The organism is Pseudomonas sp. PHC1 (assembly GCF_046487845.1).
GTDB classification, from domain to species: Bacteria; Pseudomonadota; Gammaproteobacteria; order Pseudomonadales; family Pseudomonadaceae; genus Aquipseudomonas; species Aquipseudomonas sputi.
The window spans coordinates 23,815-44,129 of sequence record NZ_JBJXHJ010000015.1 but is presented as its reverse complement, the minus strand read 5'-3'; the positions used below and the strand labels follow the sequence as shown (position 1 = coordinate 44,129).

Sequence of the window (20,315 nt, the reverse complement as noted above, 5' to 3'; positions counted from 1 at the left end):
ATCGCTGGCAGGCCAGCTCCCACATTTAAGCCTCCACCCGACCTGCCCCGCTCGCCCTGCGCCCCATGCCCCGCTATACTTCCCGGCTTTTCCTGAATAAATGCCAATAGGGTCCCGCCGCGCATGGATAAGACCTACCAGCCGCACGCCATTGAAACTTCCTGGTACAACACTTGGGAGTCCGAGAACTACTTCGCCCCGCAAGGCGCGGGCGACTCCTACACCATCATGATCCCGCCGCCGAACGTCACCGGCAGCCTGCACATGGGTCATGGTTTCAACAACGCGATCATGGACGCCCTGATCCGTTTCCGCCGCATGCAGGGCCGCAACACCCTGTGGCAGCCGGGCACCGACCACGCCGGTATCGCCACGCAGATGCTGGTGGAGCGTCAACTCGAAGCCCAGGGCCAGAACCGTCACGATCTGGGCCGGGAAAAATTCCTCGAGAAAGTCTGGGAGTGGAAGGACCAGTCCGGTGGCAACATCAGCCGTCAGATCCGCCGCCTCGGCTCGTCCGTGGACTGGAGCCGCGAGCGCTTCACCATGGACGACGGCCTCTCGGAAGCCGTTAAGGAAGCGTTCGTGCGTCTGCACGAAGACGGTCTGATCTATCGCGGCAAGCGTCTGGTCAACTGGGACACCAAACTGCACACGGCGATTTCCGACCTCGAAGTGGAAAACCACGACGAGAAAGGTTTTCTGTGGAACCTGAAGTACCCGCTGGCCGACGGCGCAAAAACCGCTGAAGGCAACGATTTCCTGATCGTCGCGACCACCCGTCCGGAAACCATGCTCGGCGATTCCGCCGTCGCGGTGAACCCGAACGACGAGCGCTACAAAGCCCTGATCGGCAAGTTTGTCGAGCTGCCGCTGGTTGGCCGCCGCATCCCGATCATCGCCGACGATTACTGCGATCCTGAATTCGGCACCGGCTGCGTGAAAATCACCCCGGCCCACGATTTCAACGACTACGAAGTCGGCAAGCGCCACAACCTGCCGCTGCTGAACATCTTCGACAAGAACGCCAACGTGCTGCCTGCGGCCCAGGTGTTCAACCTCGACGGCACGCTGAACGACAGCATCGACGGCAAGATTCCGGCCGAGTACGCCGGTCTCGAGCGTTTCGAAGCGCGCAAGCAGATCGTTGCCGCGTTCGACGCTGCCGGCCTGCTGGTCAGCGTCGACGACCACAACCTGAAAGTGCCGAAAGGCGACCGCTCCGGCACCGTCATCGAGCCGTGGCTGACCGACCAGTGGTACGTGTCCACCAAGCCGCTGGCCGAGCCTGCGATTGCTGCCGTTGAAGACGGTCGCATCCAGTTCGTGCCGAAGCAGTACGAAAACATGTACTTCTCGTGGATGCGCGACATCCAGGACTGGTGCATCAGCCGTCAGCTGTGGTGGGGCCACCGCATCCCGGCCTGGTACGACGAGTCGGGCAAGGTCTACGTCGGTCGCGACGAAGCCGAAGTGCGCGCCAAGCACAACCTTGGCCCGGACGTTGCGCTGCAACAGGACAACGACGTTCTCGACACCTGGTTCAGTTCGGGCCTGTGGACCTTCTCCACCCTGGGCTGGCCGGAAAAGACCGAGTTCCTGAAGAAATTCCACTCCACCGACGTGCTGGTCACCGGTTTCGACATCATTTTCTTCTGGGTTGCCCGGATGATCATGCTGACCATGCACCTGATCAAGAACGAGGACGGCACGCCGCAGGTTCCGTTCAAGACCGTTTACGTGCACGGCCTGGTGCGTGATGGCCAGGGCCAGAAGATGTCCAAGTCCAAGGGCAACGTCCTGGACCCGCTGGACATCATCGACGGTATCGAGCTCGAAACCCTGGTGCAGAAACGCACTTCCGGTCTGATGCAGCCGAAACTGGCGAAGAAGATCGAGAAGCAGACCCGCGACGAGTTCGCCGACGGCATCGCCAGCTACGGCACCGACGCCCTGCGTTTCACCTTCTGTTCGCTGGCCTCCACCGGTCGCGACATCAAGTTCGACATGGGCCGCGTCGAAGGCTATCGCAACTTCTGCAACAAGATCTGGAACGCCGCACGGTATGTTCTGGACAAGGGCGAGGACTGCGGCCAGAACGGCGAAGCCTACGAACTGTCGCTGGCCGACCGCTGGATCATCTCGCAGCTGCAACGCACCGAAGCCGAAGTGACCCGCCAACTGGATCAGTTCCGTTTCGACCTGGCGGCACAAGCGCTGTACGAGTTCATCTGGAACCAGTACTGCGACTGGTACCTGGAATTGTCCAAGCCTGTGCTGTGGGACGAGAACGCACCGGTTGAACGTCAGCGTGGCACACGCCGCACGCTGGTTCGCGTACTGGAAGTGGCGCTGCGTCTGGCGCATCCGTTCATGCCGTTCATCACTGAAGAAATCTGGCAGCGCATCGCGCCGCTGGCCGGCATTCAAGGCAAGACGATCATGTTGCAAGCGTGGCCGGTGGCCAACGAAGAGCGCATCGATCCGGCGGCCGAAGACGACATCGAATGGCTCAAGGGCCTGATGCTCGGCACGCGTAACATCCGTGGCGAAATGAACATCGGCCCGGGCAAGCCACTGCCGATCTACCTGAAGAACGTCAGCGCTGAAGACCAGCGCCGCCTGACCGAGAACGAAGCGCTGCTGAAGAAGCTGGCGCGTCTGGAATCGATCACCGTGCTGGCGGCTGGCGAAGAAGCTCCGCTGTCCGCGACCGCACTGGTTGGCGAGATGGAAGTGCTGGTGCCGATGGCCGGCCTGATCGACAAGGGCGCCGAGCTGGCACGTCTGGACAAGGAAATCCTGCGTCTGCAGGGCGAAGTTCAGCGCGTTGGCGGCAAGCTGTCCAATGCCGGTTTCGTTGACAAGGCCCCGGCTGAAGTCATCGAGAAGGAACGCGCCAAACTGGCCGAAGCCGAACAGGCTCTGGCCAAGCTGGCCGAGCAGCACGCGCGGATTGCCAGCCTGTAACGGCAAATCGCATTGAAAAAGGGAGGCCCGCAACGGCCTCCCTTTTTTGTGCCCGGCACTTTTCCGGCCAACAACACGGCTCCCTGTGGGACAATGGCCGCCACTTTCAGCCCTACCCGAATCGATCACGCCCATGAACGCCCCACGTACACCAAAACCTGCGCGCAAGAAGCCTGACTCCGCCACCCCGGCCAAGCCCGCGGGACCGCGTAAAGAAGCCAGCCTTCATCCGCGCAATCGCCATCAGGGTCGTTACGACTTCCCGGCGCTGATCAAGACCACGCCGGAACTGGCGAAGTTCGTGATCACCAACCCGTACGGCAAGGAAAGCATCGACTTCGCCAGTCCCGATGCGGTGCGTGTGTTCAACCGGGCGCTGCTCAAGTCGTTCTACGGCATCCAGCATTGGGACATCCCGGCCGATTACCTGTGCCCGCCGGTGCCGGGCCGTGCCGACTACATCCACTTCCTGGCTGACCTGCTGGCCAGCAACAACGATGGCGTGGTTCCGCGCGGCGCCATCGTCAACGTGCTGGATATCGGCATGGGCGCCAACTGCGTGTATCCGCTGATCGGTAACAGCGAATACCGCTGGCATTTCCTCGGCTCGGAAATCGACCCGACCGCCGTGGCCGCCGCCAAGGCCATCGTCCAGTCCAACGACCTGACCAAGGTTATCCAGCTGCGCCAGCAGGAGAACCGCAAGCACATCCTGATCGGCCTGCTGGAGCCTGGCGAACGCTTCGACCTGACCATGTGCAACCCGCCATTCCATGCCTCGATGGAAGAGGCCACCAAGGGCAGTGAGCGTAAATGGCGAGCCTTGGGCAAGGCCGATCCGAAGCGCAAATTGCCGGTACTGAACTTCGGCGGTCAGTCGGCCGAACTGTGGTGTGAAGGCGGCGAAGCGCGTTTCGTGACGCAACTGATTGCCGAAAGCGCGAACTTTGCACACAAGGTGCTGTGGTTCAGTACCCTGGTCTCGAAAGCCTCGAACCTGCCGGCCATCGAAACCGCGCTGAAAAAGGCGGGGGCGCTGGAAAGCCAGGTGGTGGAGATGTCCCAGGGGCAGAAGCAGAGCCGCTTCGTCGCCTGGACGTTCCAGACCAAGTCCGAGCAGCAGATCTGGCGTCGTGAACGCTGGGTTCGCAAGAGCTGAATTCGTACGCGTGATTCAGTAATCACTGAATCGCAGACAAAAAAAACCGTGCCCGGATCGCTCCGGTGCACGGCTTTTTATATTGCTGCGTCTTACTTGTTCACAGCGTCGTTCAGGCTTTTGGCCACAACCAGCTTGATCACTTTCTTGGCAGGGATTTCGATGGCAGCGCCAGTCGATGGGTTACGGCCAGTGCGGGCAGGACGCTCGGTCACTTTCAGCTTGCCGATACCTGGCAAAGTGATTTCGGCACCGTTTTCCAGCTGATCGGCAACGATTTGGCCCAGTTGGTCCAGAGCGGCACGCGCGGTGGTTTTCGGCGCGTCGATAGCTTCGGCGATGTCGGCGATCAGTTGGTCTTTAGTAAGAGCCATGTAGTGTTCCTTCCCTATCAAATTCATATGGATTGCAGAGTGCAGTGTCAGCCATCGAGCCCGATCTTCTGGATCTGGCACCCTCGGCGATAACCACGACGAGTCGGGGTTATAGATGCCGAAATCAAGGTTTGGTTCGACCTGACAAAAGCTGAATGCATGCTTGTCGCGGTGACTTCGCACAAGACCGGGCAAAACTAGCACAGAGACAAGGAAATATCCGCCTCTAGCTAGCCAAATGGTCAGGTTTATTGCGCTAAATCGGTAAATAAATGCATAAGGCCCGTCGGGTGACCCGGATTTGCCCTTCACCCCGCGCCAAATCCAGTGGTTGCGGTACACTGAGCGCTTTTTCGGGGGAGCTCGCCCTCCTCCCTTCCACCAGCCGAGAAGCCTATGCCGATCCGTCATTGCATCGTCCATTTGATCGACAAAAAACCCGACGGCACACCCGCAGTTCTGCACGCCCGTGACTCCGAACTGGCTGAGTCCGCAGCCATCGAGAACATGCTCGCCGATCTCAACGAGAGCTATAACGCCAAACAGGGCAAAGCCTGGGGGTTGTTTCATCCGGAGTCCGGTGCGTTCCCGTTCAGCGGCTGGCTGAAGGAATACATGGAGGGCGGCAAGGACTTCACTGCGTTCAGCAAAGTCGCGGTCGAGCACCTGCAAAAGCTGATGGAAGAATCGAACCTGTCGGTCGGCGGCCACGTGCTGTTCGCCCACTATCAGCAAGGCATGACGGACTACCTGGCCATCGCTCTGCTGCACCACAGCGAAGGCGTGGCTGTGACCGATGAACTGGACGTGACCCCGTCGCGCCACCTCGACCTCGGCCAACTGCACCTGGCGGCGCGGATCAACGTTTCCGAGTGGCAGAACAACAAGCAGTCCAAGCAGTACATCTCGTTCATCAAGGGCAAGAATGGCAAGAAGGTTTCGGAGTACTTCCGCGACTTCATCGGTTGCCAGGAAGGCGTCGATGGCCCGGGCGAGACCCGCACCCTGCTCAAGGCCTTCAGCGACTTCGTCGAAAGCGAAGACCTGCCAGAAGATTCCGCCCGCGAGAAGACCAAGACCCTGGTCGACTACGCCAGCAGCCAGGCCAAGCTCGGTGAACCGATGGGTCTGGAAGAACTGTCGGAGCTGATTGACGAAGAGCGCCCGAAAGCCTTCTACGATCACATCCGCAACAAGGATTACGGCCTGTCGCCGGAGATCCCGGCGGATAAGCGCACGCTCAACCAGTTCCGTCGCTTCACCGGCCGCGCCGAAGGCCTGTCGATCAGCTTCGAAGCGCACCTGCTGGGCTCCAAGATCGAATACGACGAAGAAGCCGGGACCCTGGTCATCAAAGGCCTGCCGACCTCACTCACCGATCAGTTGAAGCGTCGCACCTGATGCTCGGCAATGTGCTGAAAAAGGTTGCACTGGTTCTGCTGGTGGTTGTGGTCTATCAGAACTGGGGCAAGATCGAGCGGGTGTTCAACCCGTCGCAGATGGCGTCGGAGCAGGTCCGGGCCAACGCCAATGTCGTGCTGTACGCCACGGATTGGTGCGGGTACTGCAAGCAGACCAAGCGTTTTCTCGATCAGAAAGGCATTCCCTTCAAGGAATTCGATATCGAGAAGGATGCCGAGGCACGCAAGGCGTACGAAGCGCTGGGCGGACGCGGGATTCCGCTGATCGACATCAATGGCACGTTGATTCGCGGGTTTGATCCGGACGAGATTCTCGCGGCACTGAAATGAACGAGGGAGCCAATCGGCTCCCTCAGTTGTTTCAGCGTTTCTCGATTCGGAAACCGAAACGCGGGAAGTGCACATGCACCAACCCGCCACGCTCGTCTTCACGGCGCAGGATCAACTCTTCGCGACCGGCAAACACCAGCTCACCGGCCACCGGATCAACGCCGTAGTCTGTCGCTGCGATCAGCACCTGCTGACCGGCCACGAACCCGTTTGGATCAGTGAACTCTTCGTCCGGCAACGCCGCTGGCTTCGAACCGCGCGCGATCTCCAGTGCTTCCTCCGAACTCATCTCGCTGGCAGCGCCATGGCCAAAACCGAGCACACGCCCCAGCCACGCCGACACCGCCGGATAAACATCCACCAAGGGCGCCGTCACGTGCGTGGCCTTTAGGAACCACAGTGGATGGGCCATGGCGAAGTCGGCAATCGACGGCTCACCGAACAGGTAGTCACCGTCTTCACGCTGCAACTGCTGCTCCAGACGCGCCATGAGGGTCGGCCAATTGTGCCTGGCCTGCTCGGCCGACAGTCTGGTCGCGCTGCCACCGCTGAACAGCCCGGCACGATCGGCGAGAAACGCCTTGATCGCCTCCGGCGGCAGCTTGCCGAAACGCACCGCCACCGATTCCGGCTGGAACACCAGGCTCACCGCATGCTGGAACACCACCGAATCGGCCCAGGCGGCGAAACTGGCGGCGATCATTTCCTGACCGTCCGGGAAGAACGAAGGCTGGGCCTTTTCCTGTTCGAGGCGGCGGGCGATCAACGCGGTGTCGCAATAGATATCGGCACCGATCTGCAGCACCGGGGTCTTGCGGTAGCCACCGGTCAGGGCGGTCAGGTCAGGCTTGGGCATTACCGGCGAAATGTGCACCGAACGCCAGGACAAGCCCTTGAACCCCAGCAGCAGCCGGGCTTTTTCGGCGAATGGAGAGGTCGGGTAATGATGCAGAATCAACTCGGGCATGCTCGGCTCCGCCGCACAGAAAGTGAGCCAGCAGCTTAGCGCGCAATTCGTTCGCAGCCTACGGATCCGGCTGATGGGAACTGATCAGTCAGGTTTATAAGGCATGCAAAGAGGAATACTCTCCGCCTACGTCAATGTCTCCTGTGAGATCAGTAAACCCGGCCGCAAACCGGCGTTTACAGAAGAAACCGCCCCGCAAAGGCGGTTTTTTTTCGCCTGTCGTTTGCCGGAGGGCACCGCGTCGACGCGGGGATTTCTACCGTTTGCCAATACCTGATCAATCAGGCCGATAAGACGCCACCAGACACTCCTTCGCACTCTTCCTGAGCTTCTTGATCAACCGCTCCTGACGCAACGCATCGCCCTTGTCGCGGCAACGCTCGGTGTAGACCAGCGCCATCGCCGGGCTTGAGAGAAAGAACCGCGCGCCCTTGCCGCTCTGGTGCTTGGCAAAACGGCGCACCGGATCATCGCTGATCCCGCAGTACAGCGAACCGTTGGCGGCGCGTACGAGGTAGACGAACCAGGATTTGCTCACTGGAACGTCGGCATCGAGAGGATTTTCGCTGAGGCTGGTCACGGGGCAATTCAGGCGTTAAGGAAAACAGGTCGCGATCTTATCAGCGACTCGCCTGAAATGCCTTCAGCCCTTTCAGCGCTTGGGCGCGGACGGCGTTGCGCACCAGCGGCGTCCAGCCCAGCAGCAGGCCTTTGAAGCCCAGCGCCTGACGGGACCAGCGCCACAGGTCGAAGTGGTCGTGATGTTCGCAGATCTTGCCGTCGCGAAAGACGAAACGCGCCTGGATATCGTTGATCACGATGTTCCCGGTCTGGCTGAACAGGTAGGTCGCCACCCAATGGGCACCGCCACTGCGTTCGTCGGCACGGACGTTGTCGAAGGTCAGGGAAAAGTCCTTGGCGCGGGTGGTGAGCATGCGCCACATGTCGCCGGCATCGGGCCCGCGCAACTCACCGAAGGCCGGATCGCTGAACACTACGTCGTCGGTGTAGCAGGCGGCCATGGCCTCGGCGTCGAGGCGCTGGAAAGCCTGGTAGAAACGGGTGATCAGGGCGCTGTGGGCTTCTTCACTCATGGGCAATCTCCAGGAAATGTACAGATTGCCAGCACGATAATCCGCAAACGCCCGAAACACTATCGGCATTCGCATTCCGAATACCGACAGTGTGTGCGTGTCAGACCTTTTCGCTTGTCACCTGCACGTACAGCGCGCGACCGGCACCGAGGCCGGCGAGGATCGCACCCGCACCGATGATGCCGAAGATCCAGCCCACGGCGTTCCAGCCGCCGGTCCAGTCGTGCACCACGCCGACTGCGAACGGCCCCATGGACGCGAGGGTGTAGCCGAAACCCTGGGACATGCTCGACAGGTTGGCCGCGACATGGGAATCGCGCGAGCGCAACACGATCAGGGTCAGCGCCAGGCTGAACGTACCGCCCTGCCCCAGGCCCAGCAGGATCGCCCAGCCCCACAGCCCTTCGATCGGCGCGTAGAGGCAACCGAACAGGCCGCCGAGGGTCAGCGCCATGACCACCACGATCGCCAGCCGCTGATCCTTGCCGCGCGTGGCCAGCCACGGTGCCGCCAGGGAGCTGGCGAGCTGGATGATCACCGAACCGGACAGCACAAGGCCAGCCTGGGTCGGCGTCAGCCCGCGACCAATGAGGATCGACGGCAACCAGCCGAACACGATGTAGGCCAGCGACGATTGCAGGCCCATGTACAAGGTCACCTGCCAGGCCAGCGGATCCCGCAGCAGGCCGCGCACCCGGTAGGCAACGTTGTGCGCGCCGTGCTTTTGGCCGACTTGCGGCAGCCAGAACACTGCCGCGAGCAGTGCCGGAATCACCCAGAAGCCCAGGCCCATGGCCCAGCTGTGGTCGAAGTGTTCGCTCAATGGCACGGTGGAACCCGCCGCCATCGCCGCGCCCAGGCACAGGGCCATGGTGTAGACACCGGTCATGGTGCCGGCGTGTTTGGCGAAGTCGCGTTTGACGATGCCCGGCAGCAACACGCCGATGATGCCGATGCTCGCGCCACCCAGTACGCTGCCGGCGAACAGACCGGTTTCGCCGAAGTTGCTGCGCAGGATGATGCCGCCGGCCAGTGTCAGAAGAATCCCCAGCACCACCCGCTCGGCGCCGAAACGTCGCGCGAGTACCGGGGCCAGCGGGGCAAACAGACCGAGGCACAGCACCGGCAACGTCGTCAGCAACCCCGCCTGAGCGGCGGACAAGCCAAGTCTTTTGGAAACCTCACTGAGCAGCGGCGCCAGGCTCGACAGCGCCGGACGCAAGTTCAGAGCCACCAGAATCAGCCCCAGCAGCAACAGCCACGGACGTCGCACCAGCGGATGGCTTTGCTGCACCTGATCGTCATCGGCTTCTGCGTCGATCAGTAATTCTTCGAGCTCGGCCTTGCGAACGGCAGCCGGGGAGGCTTCTGGGCGGGACATGGTTTTCTCGGTTTCAAGGTTCATTGATCAACTGCCTCGACAGGGCTTTGGCCCGCTCCGGGTCGCGTTGCTCGACGGCCTCCAGCAAGGCGACGTGCAAATCGAAGACTTCCTGTCGACGGGGGACGATGTTCAGGGTCTGGCGCAATTGCGCGCCGACGATGCTGGAAAAATAGCGATACAGCTCGCTGAGGGTCGGATTGTGCGCGGCGTCCACCAGACGGCGGTGAAACACCAGATCGCAGGCGATGTAGCTGTCGAGGTCGCCGTGGTAGTGACTGCCGGCGTGCCCCAGTGCCTCGCGCAGAGCCACGAGGTCGTCGTCGGTCCGACGCAATGCGGCCAGGCCGATGGCCTCGACTTCTAGGATGTGCCGGGTTTCCCGGGCCTGATCCAGCGAGCATCTGGACAGCGCCTTGAGCGTGTCCATCGGATCGACCACCGCCCGCAGGTAACTGCCGTCGCCCTGACGGATCTCGATCAACCCAGAGAACGCCAGTACCCGCATCGCCTCGCGCACGGTGTTACGGCTGATACCGAGTTCTGCGCACAGCTCGGGCTCGGTCGGCAGACGCTGACCGACCTGCCAGGTGCCATCGGTGATGCGCTGGCGCAATTGATCCAGGGCCTGATCGACCAAGGATCGTTTGATCAATAATGAGTTTTCTGACATGGAATTCGCCCTGTCATCCAATCATGGGATGAATTTGTTGACAGGGTAGTCAGATTTTTCAGCCGGGGCAACCGACAAAATCCGGGCAAAAATAAACCCGGAACGCAGTCCGGGTTTATTTCAACGCCCAATCAGGATCAATGCAGGATCTGACTCAGGAACAGCTTCGTCCGATCATTCTGCGGATTGTCGAAGAAGTCGTTCGGTGCCGCCTGCTCAACGATTTCGCCCTTGTCCATGAAGATCACGCGGTTGGCCACGGTGCGGGCGAAGCCCATTTCGTGGGTTACGCAAAGCATGGTCATGCCGTCTTCAGCCAGGCCGATCATGGTGTCGAGTACTTCTTTCACCATCTCCGGGTCGAGCGCCGAGGTCGGTTCGTCGAACAGCATGATTTTCGGTTTCATGCACAGCGCGCGGGCGATCGCCACACGTTGCTGCTGACCGCCGGACAGTTGCCCCGGGTACTTGTGCGCCTGCTCCGGAATGCGTACGCGCTCCAGGTAATGCATGGCGATTTCCTCGGCCTTGCGCTTGGGCATCTTGCGCACCCACATCGGCGCCAGGGTGCAGTTCTGCAGGATGGTCAGGTGCGGGAACAGGTTGAAATGCTGGAACACCATGCCGACTTCACGACGGATCGCTTCGATCTGCTTGAGGTCGTTGGTCAGTTCCACGCCATCGACCACGATGCGGCCCTGCTGGTGCTCTTCCAGACGGTTGAGACAGCGGATGGTGGTGGACTTGCCGGAACCCGACGGGCCGCACAGCACGATACGCTCGCCCTGACGCACATTGAGGTTGATGTCTTTCAGCACGTGGAACTGGCCGTACCACTTGTTCACGCCCTGCATCTGAATGATGCCTTCAGGGCCCACTGGCTTTTTGATTGCTTCGCTCATCGAAAAAACTCCTAACGCTTGTGGCCAGTGTCGAGCTTGCGTTCCAGGTGCATGGAATAGCGCGACATGCCAAAACAGAAAATCCAGAACACCAGGGCGGCGAACACGTAGCCTTCGGTGGCCATGCCCAGCCATTTCGGATCGGCAGCGGCTTGCTTGACGCTGTTGAGCAGGTCAAAGAGGCCGATGATGATCACAAGGCTGGTGTCCTTGAACAGCGCGATGAAGGTGTTGACGATGCCGGGAATCACCAGTTTCAGGGCTTGCGGCAGAATCACCAGGCCCATGGCGCGCCAGTAACCGAGGCCCATCGCGGCCGCGGCTTCGTACTGGCCTTTGGGGATCGCTTGCAGACCGCCGCGCACCACTTCGGCGACGTACGCCGACTGGAACAGGATCACGCCGATCAGCGCCCGCAGCAGCTTGTCGAAGTTCATGCCTTCGGGCAGGAACAGCGGCAGCATCACCGAGGACATGAACAGCACCGTGATCAATGGCACGCCGCGCCAGAACTCGATGAAGGTCACGCAGACCACACGGATCGCCGGCATGTTCGAGCGCCGGCCCAGCGCCAGGACAATCCCCAGCGGCAACGCACCGGCGATGCCGACAGTGGCGATCACCAGGGTCAGCATCAGACCGCCCCACCGGCTGGTCGGCACGGCGTCGAGGCCGAAGACGCCGCCATGCAGCAGGCACCAGGCAACGATCGGGTAGACCACCAGGAAGCTCAGGCCGTACACCGCCTTGTGCGCCACGCGCTTGATGAACAGTGGCGCCACGCCGATGACTGCCAGCCACACGGTCAGGTCCACGCGCCAGCGCAGTTCCGCCGGGTAGTAGCCGTACATGAACTGGCCGAAACGCTGCTGGATGAACACCCAGCAGGCGCCGTCCTTGGTGCAGTCGGCGCGGGTGGTGCCGACCCAGTTGGCATCGAGGATCGCCCAGCTGAGGATCGGTGGTACCACCAGGTAGATCAGGTAGAACGCGAACAGAGTCAGCAGGGTGTTGAGCCAGCTGGAGAACATGTTCGCGCGGATCCACGCCATCGGGCCGAAGACCTTGGCCGGCGGTGGCATGTCGGGTTTGAAAGTATGAGTACTCATGCGCTATTCCTTACCGCTCGATCAGCGCGATGCGCTTGTTGTACCAGTTCATCAGCAGGGAAATGCTGATACTGATCGCCAGGTACACGCTCATGGTGATGGCAATGACTTCGATCGCCTGACCGGTCTGGTTCAGCACAGTGCCGGCGAACAGCGAAACCATCTCCGGATAACCGATACCGGCCGCCAGCGAGGAGTTCTTCGCCAGGTTCAGGTATTGGCTGGTCAGCGGCGGGATGATGACCCGCAGCGCTTGCGGAATGATCACCTTGCGCAGGGTCGGGCCGTTACGCAGACCGAGCGAATGCGCCGCCTCGGTCTGGCCGTGACTGACCGACTTGATGCCCGAACGCACGATCTCGGCGATGAACGCTGCGGTGTACACCGTCAGCGCCAGGGTCAAGGCCAGCAGTTCCGGAATCAGCACCCAGCCGTCGACGAAGTTGAAGCCCTGCAGCTTCGGCATTTCCCAGTGCACAGGTGCGCCGAAGATCAGCATGCAGAGCGCCGGGATCACCAGGAACAGCGCGAGGCCGACCCAGAACTTGTGAAACGGCTCGCCGGTGGCCTCAAAGCGTTTATTGGCCCAGCGGCTCATCAGCACGATCGCGACGATGGCCACCACGATACTGACCACGAATGCCCAGAAACCGTCGGCCATCAACGCAGCCGGCATGTTCAGGCCACGGCTGCTGACGAAGAAGGTATCGCCGAAGTTGTGGGCGTTGCGCGGCCCCGGCATGGTCAGGAACACCGCGAAGTACCAGAACAGGATCTGCAGCAGTGGCGGGATGTTACGGAAAACCTCCACGTACACGGTTGCCAGTTTGGCGATGATCCAGTTCTTCGACAGGCGCGCCACACCGACGATGAAGCCGAGGATCGTGGCCAGGATCACGCCGATGATGGTCACCAGCAGCGTGTTGAGCAGGCCGATGACAAACACCCGGGCATAGCTGTCCGCTTCGGTGTAGGAGATCAGGTGTTGAGCGATGCCGAACCCGGCACTGCGCTCGAGAAAGTCGAACCCCGAAGTGATACCCCGGTGTTGCAGGTTGGTCTGGGTGTTATCGAACAGATACCAGCCCAGGGAGACCACCGCCACGATGGTGATGATCTGAAATACCCACGCACGCACTCGTGGATCGCTGAGGCTGAGCCTCTGCTTTGGTGCGCCGATTGAATTTTGCATGAAGTGCCCCGGAAATAATGGAACAGAACATCACCCGGCAGTTGGCCTGCCGGGTGACAGAACCATCAGCGCACTGGTGGTGCGTATTGAATGCCGCCGTTGGTCCACAGCGCGTTCAGGCCGCGGTCGATTTCCAGCGGAGTGCTCTTGCCGAGGTTTTTCTCGAAGATTTCGCCGTAGTTGCCGACTTGCTTGACGATCTGTACGACCCAGTCCTTCGGCAGTTTCAGGTCTTTGCCGTATTCGCCGTCTGCGCCGAGCATACGAGCGACATCCGGGTTCTTGGTCGCCTTGGCTTCAGCTTCGACGTTCTTCGAAGTGATGCCGGCTTCTTCGGTGTTCAGCAGCGCGTAGCCAACCCAACGCACGATGGCCAGCCACTCGTCGTCGCCGTTACGCACGACCGGGCCCAGAGGTTCCTTGGAAATGGTTTCCGGCAGAACTACATAGTCCTTCGGCGAAGCCAGCTTGCTGCGCTGGGCGAACAGCTGGGACTTGTCGGAGGTCAGCACGTCGCAACGACCGGATTCCAGCGATTTGGCGCTTTCATCGGAGGTGTCGAAAGTGATTGGGGTGTATTTCAGGCCGTTGCCGCGGAAGTAGTCGGAAACGTTCAGCTCGGTGGTGGTACCGGCCTGGATGCAGATGGTTGCACCGTCCAGCTCTTTGGCACTCTTCACGCCCAGCTTGTTGTTTACCAGGAAGCCGATGCCGTCGTAGTAGGTAATGAAGCCCGGGAATTTCAGGCCCATGCCCGCGTCACGGGAGCTGGTCATGGTGGTGTTACGCGACAGGATGTCGATCTCGCCCGACTGCAGCGCGGTGAAGCGCTCTTTTGCGTTCAACTGACTGAACTTGACCTTGGTCGCGTCGCCGAACACGGCAGCGGCCACGGCGCGGCAGACATCAGCATCGATACCAATGATTTTGCCTGTGGAGTCTGGAACCGAGAATCCCGGCAGACCATCGCTTACACCACACTGCACAAAACCTTTCTTCTGTACTGCATCCAGGGTTGCACCCGCCTGAGCGAACCCGCTGACACCCAGTACTGCAGCAGCAGTCACGATCGCCAGAGTGGATTTCAACATCTTCATTCAAACCTCCAGTTTTGCTCTTGTTGTGTCGGAGCTTGAGTCCAGTCGCACCCTTTTGAGGCGTTGTTGACCCGTGTTGGCTTTTTTGGGGGTCAACCGACGCAGGACCTTCGCTATGAGTCTAGTAGGAGACAATCCACATCATGGACAACTCACTTCTCACCAGTCGGCCGAACGGGCGGTAGCCCTTTCACGTTCGCTAAGCCCGTTGCGGCCATTGGCGAACATCCATCACCGGATTCTTTGCTATCCCGTCGCCGGGCGTTCACTGATAGTGTTACCGCCAGGCGCGAGATCGATTGCACGACTACCTCATAGCAAAGCCCGTACCACACCGGCTGCTGAAGCGACTGAGTGACAGGTCAATAGCAAAACTTGCACCCTTGCGACATCTTCTTAACGGATCAACCAGGCGCGCACTCGAATCACGCACTCAATGAGAGCGCCCGCACACAATTGGAGCAGCCATGACCGAGCCCTTGATTCTTCAGCCTGTTAAGCCCGCAGACGCCTGCGTGATCTGGCTGCACGGCCTCGGCGCCGACCGCTACGACTTTCTGCCGGTGGCCGAAGCGCTTCAGGAAAGCCTGCTGAGCACACGTTTCGTCCTGCCCCAGGCGCCGACCCGTCCGGTGACGATAAATGGCGGTTATGCCATGCCGAGCTGGTACGACATCAAAGCCATGAGCCCGGCCAGGGCGATCGACCGCGACGAGCTGGAAGCCTCCGCCGACCGCATCATCGAATTGATCGAAGAACAGCGAAGCAGCGGAATAGACGCTTCGCGGATTTTCCTCGCCGGTTTTTCCCAGGGTGGCGCCGTGGTCTATCACACCGCGTTTCTGAAATGGCAGGGGCCGTTGGGCGGGGTGCTGGCACTATCGACATACGCACCGACCTTCAGCGATGAACTGGCGTTGTCCGCCAGCCAGCAGCGGGTTCCGGTGCTGGCGCTGCACGGCCAGTTCGACAACGTGGTGCAGAACTCGATGGGACGCACGGCTTATGAGTATCTCAAGGTCCATGGTGTCACCGTGACATGGCAGGAATACCCAATGGAGCACGAAGTGTTACCCGAAGAAATTCGCGACATCGCGGTGTGGTTGAGCGAACGCCTGCGCTGACAATTGCGACGAAGGTCGCCCTTTGATCATCCCACTACGCCGCGCCCGTTTCTTGCATTACACTGGCCGGCGTACATTCCTTAACCAATTGATGAGATGACCGTGCTCAAAGCACTCAAGAAAATGTTCGGTAAAAGCGAGGCTGAGCAGCTCGCGCCAGTCCCCACTGCGCCGTCGCACGCCACCGGTCATCGCAACGATGCCAGCCAGGCCGACCGCCAGACGCCCCAACGCGAACCGAAACCCGCTCCAGCTGCCGCGCCCGCCACCAAGCCGGCCCGCAGCGAAGCACCGAAACCTTCCAAACCACGCCGCGAACCCAAGCCCAAGGCACCGGTGATTCCCTGGAAACTCGAAGACTTCGTCGTCGAGCCGCAGGAAGGCAAGACCCGCTTCCACGATTTCAAACTCGCCCCGGAACTGATGCACGCCATCCACGACCTGGGGTTTCCGTATTGCACGCCGATCCAGGCTCAGGTGCTGGGTTACACCCTCGCCGGCAAAGACGCCATCGGCCGCGCCCAGACCGGCACCGGCAAGACCGCCGCGTTCCTGATCTCGATCATCACCCAGCTATTGCAGACCCCGCCGCCGAAAGAGCGCTACATGGGCGAGCCACGGGCGCTGATCATCGCGCCGACCCGCGAGCTGGTGGTGCAGATCGCCAAGGACGCCGCCGACCTGACCAAGTACACCGGCCTCAACGTCATGACGTTCGTCGGCGGGATGGACTTCGACAAGCAGCTCAAGCACCTCGAAGCGCGCCATTGCGACATCCTCGTCGCGACCCCGGGCCGTCTGCTCGACTTCAACCAGCGCGGCGACGTGCATCTGGACATGGTCGAAGTCATGGTGCTGGACGAAGCCGACCGCATGCTCGACATGGGCTTCATCCCGCAGGTCCGGCAGATCATTCGCCAGACCCCACCCAAAAGCGAACGCCAGACCCTGCTGTTCTCTGCGACCTTCACCGATGACGTGATGAACCTCGCCAAGCAGTGGACCACCGATCCTGCAATCGTCGAAATCGAGGTCACCAACGTGGCCAACGAAAACGTCGAGCAGCACATCTACGCGGTGGCCGGTGCCGACAAATACAAACTGCTCTTCAACCTGGTCAACGACAACGGCTGGGAGCGGGTCATCGTGTTCGCCAACCGCAAGGACGAAGTGCGACGCATCGAAGAACGTCTGGTGCGTGACGGCATCAACGCCGCGCAACTGTCCGGCGACGTGCCGCAGCACAAGCGAATCAAAACGCTGGAAGGCTTTCGCGAAGGCAAGATCCGGGTGCTGGTCGCCACTGACGTGGCCGGGCGCGGCATCCACATCGACGGCATCAGCCACGTGATCAACTTCACCCTGCCGGAAGTCCCGGACGACTACGTGCACCGCATCGGCCGTACCGGTCGCGCTGGCGCCGACGGCGTGTCGATCAGCTTTGCCGGTGAAGACGACTCCTATCAGTTGCCGTCCATCGAAGAAAAACTCGGTCGCAAGATCAGCTGCGAAACGCCGCCGACCCATCTGTTGCGCGCAGTTGAGCGCAAGCGTCCACAGTAAGCGACGTTATAAAGAGAAGCGCAGCCGGCAACGGACTGCGCTTTTTTTTCGCCCGGATATTGTTCAATAAAACTAAAAGTCCATAATGGACAAATTAGTTTATAAAAGTCTCCGGAGTCCGACATGTCCAGTACACCTTACGTGATCGACCAAACCCAGGCCCGTGAGCTGTTGGCCCGGATCGATGTGCCGCAGATCCTGCGCAAGCTGTTCCGCGATCTCGCGGCCGGGCATGCGGTGCAACCGGCGCAGCAACTGGTGGAATTCCCCCGGGGCGCCGGGGACTTCATCAACTATCTGGGCGTATTGGCCGAAGACGGCGTGTACGGGGTCAAGACCTCGCCGTACATCGTTCGCGAACAAGGCCCGCTGGTGACGGCGTGGACGCTGCTGATGTCGATGCAGACCGGCCTGCCGCTGCTGCTCTGCGATGCCGGCGAACTGACCACTGCCCGCACCGCGGCGACCACCGCCGTCGCCGTCGATGCCCTCGCCCCCTTGAAAGCCGCACGTCTGGCCATCATCGGCAGCGGCAAGGTTGCCCAGGCGCACCTGCATTACGTCAAGACGTTGCGCGACTGGCAGAGCATCAGCGTGTTCTCGCCCACCTTGAGCGAAGACCCGACAACCATCCGCCAACTGCAAACCCTCGATTCACGGGTGAACATCGCCGCCAGCCGCGAAACCGCCATCGCCGAGGCCGACGTGATCATGCTCTGCACCTCGTCCGCAGGCCCGGTGATCGACCCGGCCACCCTGAGCAAACCGGCGCTGATCACCTCGATCAGCACCAACGCACCACGCGCCCACGAAGTGCCGCCGCAAAGCCTCAACGACATGCAGGTGTTCTGCGACTATCGTCTGACCACCCCGGGCTCGGCCGGCGAGATGCTGATCGCCAGCGAACAGCATGGCTGGGACCACAGCGCGATCCTCGGTGACCTCGCGGATCTGCTCAGCGAAAACGTGCAGCGCCCCGATTACCACCGTCACGTGTTTTTCCGCTCCATCGGTCTGGGCCTGGAGGACATCGCCCTGGCCAACGCCGTCTATCAATTGCAGCGCTGACACCGGAGATTCTCATGAGTCATGCAGATTTCATCATCATCGGCGGCGGTATCGCCGGCGCTTCCACCGGTTTCTGGCTGTCGCAGCACGGCAAGGTTGTGGTGCTGGAGCGTGAGTCGCACCCGGCCTATCACTCCACCGGGCGCTCGGCTGCGCTGTTCACTGCGGCTTACGGCACACCGCAGGTCCGGGCGTTGACCCAGGCCAGCCGCGAATTCTTCGACCATCCGCCCAGCGGCTTCTGCGAGCATCCGCTGCTGACCCCACGCGGGGAAATGACCGTGGACTTCACCGGCGACGCCGCCGAGCTGAACAATCAATACCTGAGCGCCAAGGCCACGGTGCCGCAGATGCAGTTGCTCAGCGCAGATGAAGCCTGCGCGCGGCTGCCGATCCTGCGCCGGGAGAAAGTCCATGGTGCAATCTACGACCCGACCGCCAGCGACATCGACACCGACGCCCTGCATCAGGGCTATCTGCGCGGTATCCGTCGCAACAACGGCCAGGTGCAGACCGATTGCGAAGTGCTCGGCCTGAGCCGCGACACCGACGGCGTCTGGCAAGTGCAGACCAACGGTCAGACCTTCAGCGCCCGCGTTGTCATCAATGCCGCGGGCGCCTGGGCCGACAAGATCGGTGCCCTGGCCGGCGCCCGGCCGCTGGGCCTGCAACCGAAACGCCGCGCCGCGTTCATTTTCGCCGGCCCCGAAGGCGTCGACATCCACCATTGGCCGATGCTGGTCAGCCTCGACGAATCCTTCTATATGAAGCCCGACGCCGGCATGTTCCTCGGCTCGCCGGCCAACGCCGACCCGGTCGAACCCCACGACGTTCAGCCCGACGAGCTGGACATTGCCATGGGTATCTACCAGATCGAAGAAGCGACGACCCTGACCATCCGCCGCCCGACCCGCACCTGGGCCGGCCTGCGCAGTTTCGTGGCTGACGGCGATTTGCTGTCCGGGTTCGATCCGCAAGTGCCGGGGCTGTTCTGGGTCGCGGCCCAGGGCGGTTATGGCATCCAGACCTCCCCGGCCATGGGCCAGGCCAGCGCGGCGCTGGTGCGTGGCGAATCGTTACCCGAACACCTTCAGCAATTCGGCCTGACCGCCGCCATGCTCGCCCCTGCCCGCCTGGCCTGACCGTCCGCCCGGATGACTCGCCCGACGGATTGCGGCACACTCGCAACGCCCCCGGATCACGGGGGCGTTGACGTTGCCTGGAGCTCCACAGTTATGACCGCCCCCGAACACACGCCCGAGCTGCATGACGCCGCGCTGGATAACTACCACGCCATCGCCGACGCCATTGCCACGCTGTTCTTTCCCCATGCCGAAGTGGTGTTGCATGACCTGCGCACGCAGAAGGTCGACTACATCGCCAACAACCTGTCAAAACGGGTGATCGGCGATGAATCGTCGCTGGAAGACATGCTCAGCGACGACGTCAACGAACGGAACATCGGTCCGTACGAAAAGCTCAACTGGGACGGCCAGAAGATTCGCAGCGTGAGCACCGTGCTGCGCGACAGCGAAGGTCATCCGCTGGCAGTGTTGTGCATCAACCTGAATATTTCACTGTTCGAGAATGCCAAGGCTGCGCTGGACCTGTTCCTCTCGCCGAGCAAACTGATCCCGCAACCGGACTCGCTGTTTCGCGATGACTGGCAGGAGCGGATCAACACCTTCCTGCACGCCTGGCTGCGGGAACGGCAACTGAGCCTGAACCTGCTGACCCGCGATCACAAACGCGAACTGGTGCTGGCGCTGCACGCCGAGGGGGCGTTCAAGGGCAAGAGCGCCTCGAACTATGTGGCCAATGTGCTGAACATGGGGCGGGCGACGGTGTACAAGCATTTGAAGGAATTGAAGGGCTGAAACCGTGCAGCCTG

19 protein-coding genes are annotated in these 20,315 nt (G+C 61.2%); 9 read left to right on the top strand and 10 right to left on the bottom strand.

Going from position 1 to position 20,315, the window contains the following annotated elements; genetic code table 11:
- The first annotated feature begins 123 nt into the window (after positions 1 to 123).
- Positions 124 to 2,970 carry a valine--tRNA ligase gene (locus tag ACKJSM_RS18600; protein WP_236178245.1) on the top strand — a complete coding sequence of 949 codons (2,847 nt, stop codon included), beginning with the start codon at positions 124 to 126 and terminating at the stop codon, positions 2,968 to 2,970.
- A gap of 133 nt (positions 2,971 to 3,103) precedes the next feature.
- Positions 3,104 to 4,129, top strand: coding sequence for a 23S rRNA (adenine(1618)-N(6))-methyltransferase RlmF (gene rlmF, locus ACKJSM_RS18595; protein WP_410238519.1), 1,026 nt, complete (start codon positions 3,104 to 3,106; stop codon positions 4,127 to 4,129).
- Positions 4,130 to 4,221: 92 nt separating this feature from the next.
- Here rlmF and ACKJSM_RS18590 read toward each other — a convergent pair whose 3' ends face one another.
- On the bottom strand, positions 4,222 to 4,503 hold the full coding sequence (locus ACKJSM_RS18590) for an HU family DNA-binding protein (RefSeq protein ID WP_410238518.1): 282 nt from the start codon (positions 4,501 to 4,503) through the stop codon (positions 4,222 to 4,224).
- Between the two features lie 396 nt (positions 4,504 to 4,899).
- Here ACKJSM_RS18590 and yejK point away from each other — a divergent pair, with 396 nt between their 5' ends.
- Positions 4,900 to 5,904, top strand: a complete 1,005-nt coding sequence (gene yejK / locus ACKJSM_RS18585; protein WP_236178243.1) for a nucleoid-associated protein YejK — start codon at positions 4,900 to 4,902, stop codon at positions 5,902 to 5,904.
- Positions 5,904 to 6,254 (top strand): glutaredoxin family protein, encoded by a 351-nt coding sequence (locus ACKJSM_RS18580; protein ID WP_410238517.1) that lies wholly within the window; start codon positions 5,904 to 5,906, stop codon positions 6,252 to 6,254. The genes yejK and ACKJSM_RS18580 overlap by 1 nt, the downstream gene beginning before the upstream one ends.
- Before the next feature lie 31 nt (positions 6,255 to 6,285).
- Here ACKJSM_RS18580 and ACKJSM_RS18575 read toward each other — a convergent pair whose 3' ends face one another.
- From ACKJSM_RS18575 to ACKJSM_RS18535, 9 genes are all read right to left on the bottom strand, one after another.
- Positions 6,286 to 7,221: a glutathione S-transferase family protein gene (locus tag ACKJSM_RS18575; RefSeq protein ID WP_410238516.1), complete on the bottom strand. Its 936-nt coding sequence runs from the start codon at positions 7,219 to 7,221 to the stop codon at positions 6,286 to 6,288.
- 277 nt (positions 7,222 to 7,498) lie between these two features.
- Positions 7,499 to 7,801, bottom strand: coding sequence for a GIY-YIG nuclease family protein (locus ACKJSM_RS18570; protein WP_064593561.1), 303 nt, complete (start codon positions 7,799 to 7,801; stop codon positions 7,499 to 7,501).
- 40 nt (positions 7,802 to 7,841) lie between these two features.
- A complete protein-coding gene (locus ACKJSM_RS18565) occupies positions 7,842 to 8,315 on the bottom strand; it encodes a nuclear transport factor 2 family protein (RefSeq protein ID WP_236178241.1) in 474 nt (157 codons plus the stop codon).
- A gap of 100 nt (positions 8,316 to 8,415) precedes the next feature.
- Positions 8,416 to 9,720, bottom strand: a complete 1,305-nt coding sequence (locus tag ACKJSM_RS18560; protein WP_410238515.1) for a CynX/NimT family MFS transporter — start codon at positions 9,718 to 9,720, stop codon at positions 8,416 to 8,418.
- Positions 9,710 to 10,369 (bottom strand): FadR/GntR family transcriptional regulator, encoded by a 660-nt coding sequence (locus tag ACKJSM_RS18555; protein ID WP_236178239.1) that lies wholly within the window; start codon positions 10,367 to 10,369, stop codon positions 9,710 to 9,712. The genes ACKJSM_RS18560 and ACKJSM_RS18555 overlap by 11 nt, the downstream gene beginning before the upstream one ends.
- A gap of 137 nt (positions 10,370 to 10,506) precedes the next feature.
- Positions 10,507 to 11,271 carry an amino acid ABC transporter ATP-binding protein gene (locus ACKJSM_RS18550; RefSeq protein ID WP_007957337.1) on the bottom strand — a complete coding sequence of 255 codons (765 nt, stop codon included), beginning with the start codon at positions 11,269 to 11,271 and terminating at the stop codon, positions 10,507 to 10,509.
- Between the two features lie 11 nt (positions 11,272 to 11,282).
- Positions 11,283 to 12,380, bottom strand: coding sequence for an amino acid ABC transporter permease (locus tag ACKJSM_RS18545; RefSeq protein ID WP_236178238.1), 1,098 nt, complete (start codon positions 12,378 to 12,380; stop codon positions 11,283 to 11,285).
- Positions 12,381 to 12,390: 10 nt separating this feature from the next.
- Positions 12,391 to 13,572: an amino acid ABC transporter permease gene (locus ACKJSM_RS18540; RefSeq protein WP_236178237.1), complete on the bottom strand. Its 1,182-nt coding sequence runs from the start codon at positions 13,570 to 13,572 to the stop codon at positions 12,391 to 12,393.
- Between the two features lie 65 nt (positions 13,573 to 13,637).
- A complete protein-coding gene (locus tag ACKJSM_RS18535) occupies positions 13,638 to 14,669 on the bottom strand; it encodes an amino acid ABC transporter substrate-binding protein (RefSeq protein WP_236178236.1) in 1,032 nt (343 codons plus the stop codon).
- Positions 14,670 to 15,136: 467 nt separating this feature from the next.
- Here ACKJSM_RS18535 and ACKJSM_RS18530 point away from each other — a divergent pair, with 467 nt between their 5' ends.
- The 5 genes from ACKJSM_RS18530 to ACKJSM_RS18510 all read left to right on the top strand — a co-directional run bounded on the left by ACKJSM_RS18530 (position 15,137) and on the right by ACKJSM_RS18510 (position 20,301).
- Positions 15,137 to 15,793, top strand: a complete 657-nt coding sequence (locus ACKJSM_RS18530) for an alpha/beta hydrolase (RefSeq protein ID WP_410238514.1) — start codon at positions 15,137 to 15,139, stop codon at positions 15,791 to 15,793.
- A 96-nt stretch (positions 15,794 to 15,889) separates the two neighbouring features.
- Positions 15,890 to 17,356 (top strand): ATP-dependent RNA helicase RhlB, encoded by a 1,467-nt coding sequence (rhlB, locus tag ACKJSM_RS18525; RefSeq protein ID WP_410238513.1) that lies wholly within the window; start codon positions 15,890 to 15,892, stop codon positions 17,354 to 17,356.
- 123 nt (positions 17,357 to 17,479) lie between these two features.
- On the top strand, positions 17,480 to 18,424 hold the full coding sequence (locus ACKJSM_RS18520; RefSeq protein WP_410238512.1) for an ornithine cyclodeaminase family protein: 945 nt from the start codon (positions 17,480 to 17,482) through the stop codon (positions 18,422 to 18,424).
- Positions 18,425 to 18,438: 14 nt separating this feature from the next.
- On the top strand, positions 18,439 to 19,566 hold the full coding sequence (locus ACKJSM_RS18515; RefSeq protein ID WP_410238511.1) for an NAD(P)/FAD-dependent oxidoreductase: 1,128 nt from the start codon (positions 18,439 to 18,441) through the stop codon (positions 19,564 to 19,566).
- Positions 19,567 to 19,659: 93 nt separating this feature from the next.
- Positions 19,660 to 20,301, top strand: coding sequence for a transcriptional regulator (locus ACKJSM_RS18510; RefSeq protein WP_236178231.1), 642 nt, complete (start codon positions 19,660 to 19,662; stop codon positions 20,299 to 20,301).
- Positions 20,302 to 20,315 lie beyond the last annotated feature (14 nt).

Excerpts from the sequence above, each read along its gene's own strand:
- ACKJSM_RS18600 (WP_236178245.1), top strand. The coding sequence starts at position 124 with ATGGATAAGACCTACCAGCCGCACGCCATTGAAACTTCCTGGTACAAC.
- rlmF (WP_410238519.1), top strand. The coding sequence starts at position 3,104 with ATGAACGCCCCACGTACACCAAAACCTGCGCGCAAGAAGCCTGACTCC.
- ACKJSM_RS18590 (WP_410238518.1), bottom strand. The coding sequence starts at position 4,503 with ATGGCTCTTACTAAAGACCAACTGATCGCCGACATCGCCGAAGCTATC.
- yejK (WP_236178243.1), top strand. The coding sequence starts at position 4,900 with ATGCCGATCCGTCATTGCATCGTCCATTTGATCGACAAAAAACCCGAC.
- ACKJSM_RS18580 (WP_410238517.1), top strand. The coding sequence starts at position 5,904 with ATGCTCGGCAATGTGCTGAAAAAGGTTGCACTGGTTCTGCTGGTGGTT.
- ACKJSM_RS18575 (WP_410238516.1), bottom strand. The coding sequence starts at position 7,221 with ATGCCCGAGTTGATTCTGCATCATTACCCGACCTCTCCATTCGCCGAA.
- ACKJSM_RS18565 (WP_236178241.1), bottom strand. The coding sequence starts at position 8,315 with ATGAGTGAAGAAGCCCACAGCGCCCTGATCACCCGTTTCTACCAGGCT.
- ACKJSM_RS18560 (WP_410238515.1), bottom strand. The coding sequence starts at position 9,720 with ATGAACCTTGAAACCGAGAAAACCATGTCCCGCCCAGAAGCCTCCCCG.
- ACKJSM_RS18555 (WP_236178239.1), bottom strand. The coding sequence starts at position 10,369 with ATGTCAGAAAACTCATTATTGATCAAACGATCCTTGGTCGATCAGGCC.
- ACKJSM_RS18550 (WP_007957337.1), bottom strand. The coding sequence starts at position 11,271 with ATGAGCGAAGCAATCAAAAAGCCAGTGGGCCCTGAAGGCATCATTCAG.
- ACKJSM_RS18545 (WP_236178238.1), bottom strand. The coding sequence starts at position 12,380 with ATGAGTACTCATACTTTCAAACCCGACATGCCACCGCCGGCCAAGGTC.
- ACKJSM_RS18540 (WP_236178237.1), bottom strand. The coding sequence starts at position 13,572 with ATGCAAAATTCAATCGGCGCACCAAAGCAGAGGCTCAGCCTCAGCGAT.
- ACKJSM_RS18535 (WP_236178236.1), bottom strand. The coding sequence starts at position 14,669 with ATGAAGATGTTGAAATCCACTCTGGCGATCGTGACTGCTGCTGCAGTA.
- ACKJSM_RS18530 (WP_410238514.1), top strand. The coding sequence starts at position 15,137 with ATGACCGAGCCCTTGATTCTTCAGCCTGTTAAGCCCGCAGACGCCTGC.
- rhlB (WP_410238513.1), top strand. The coding sequence starts at position 15,890 with ATGACCGTGCTCAAAGCACTCAAGAAAATGTTCGGTAAAAGCGAGGCT.
- ACKJSM_RS18520 (WP_410238512.1), top strand. The coding sequence starts at position 17,480 with ATGTCCAGTACACCTTACGTGATCGACCAAACCCAGGCCCGTGAGCTG.
- ACKJSM_RS18515 (WP_410238511.1), top strand. The coding sequence starts at position 18,439 with ATGAGTCATGCAGATTTCATCATCATCGGCGGCGGTATCGCCGGCGCT.
- ACKJSM_RS18510 (WP_236178231.1), top strand. The coding sequence starts at position 19,660 with ATGACCGCCCCCGAACACACGCCCGAGCTGCATGACGCCGCGCTGGAT.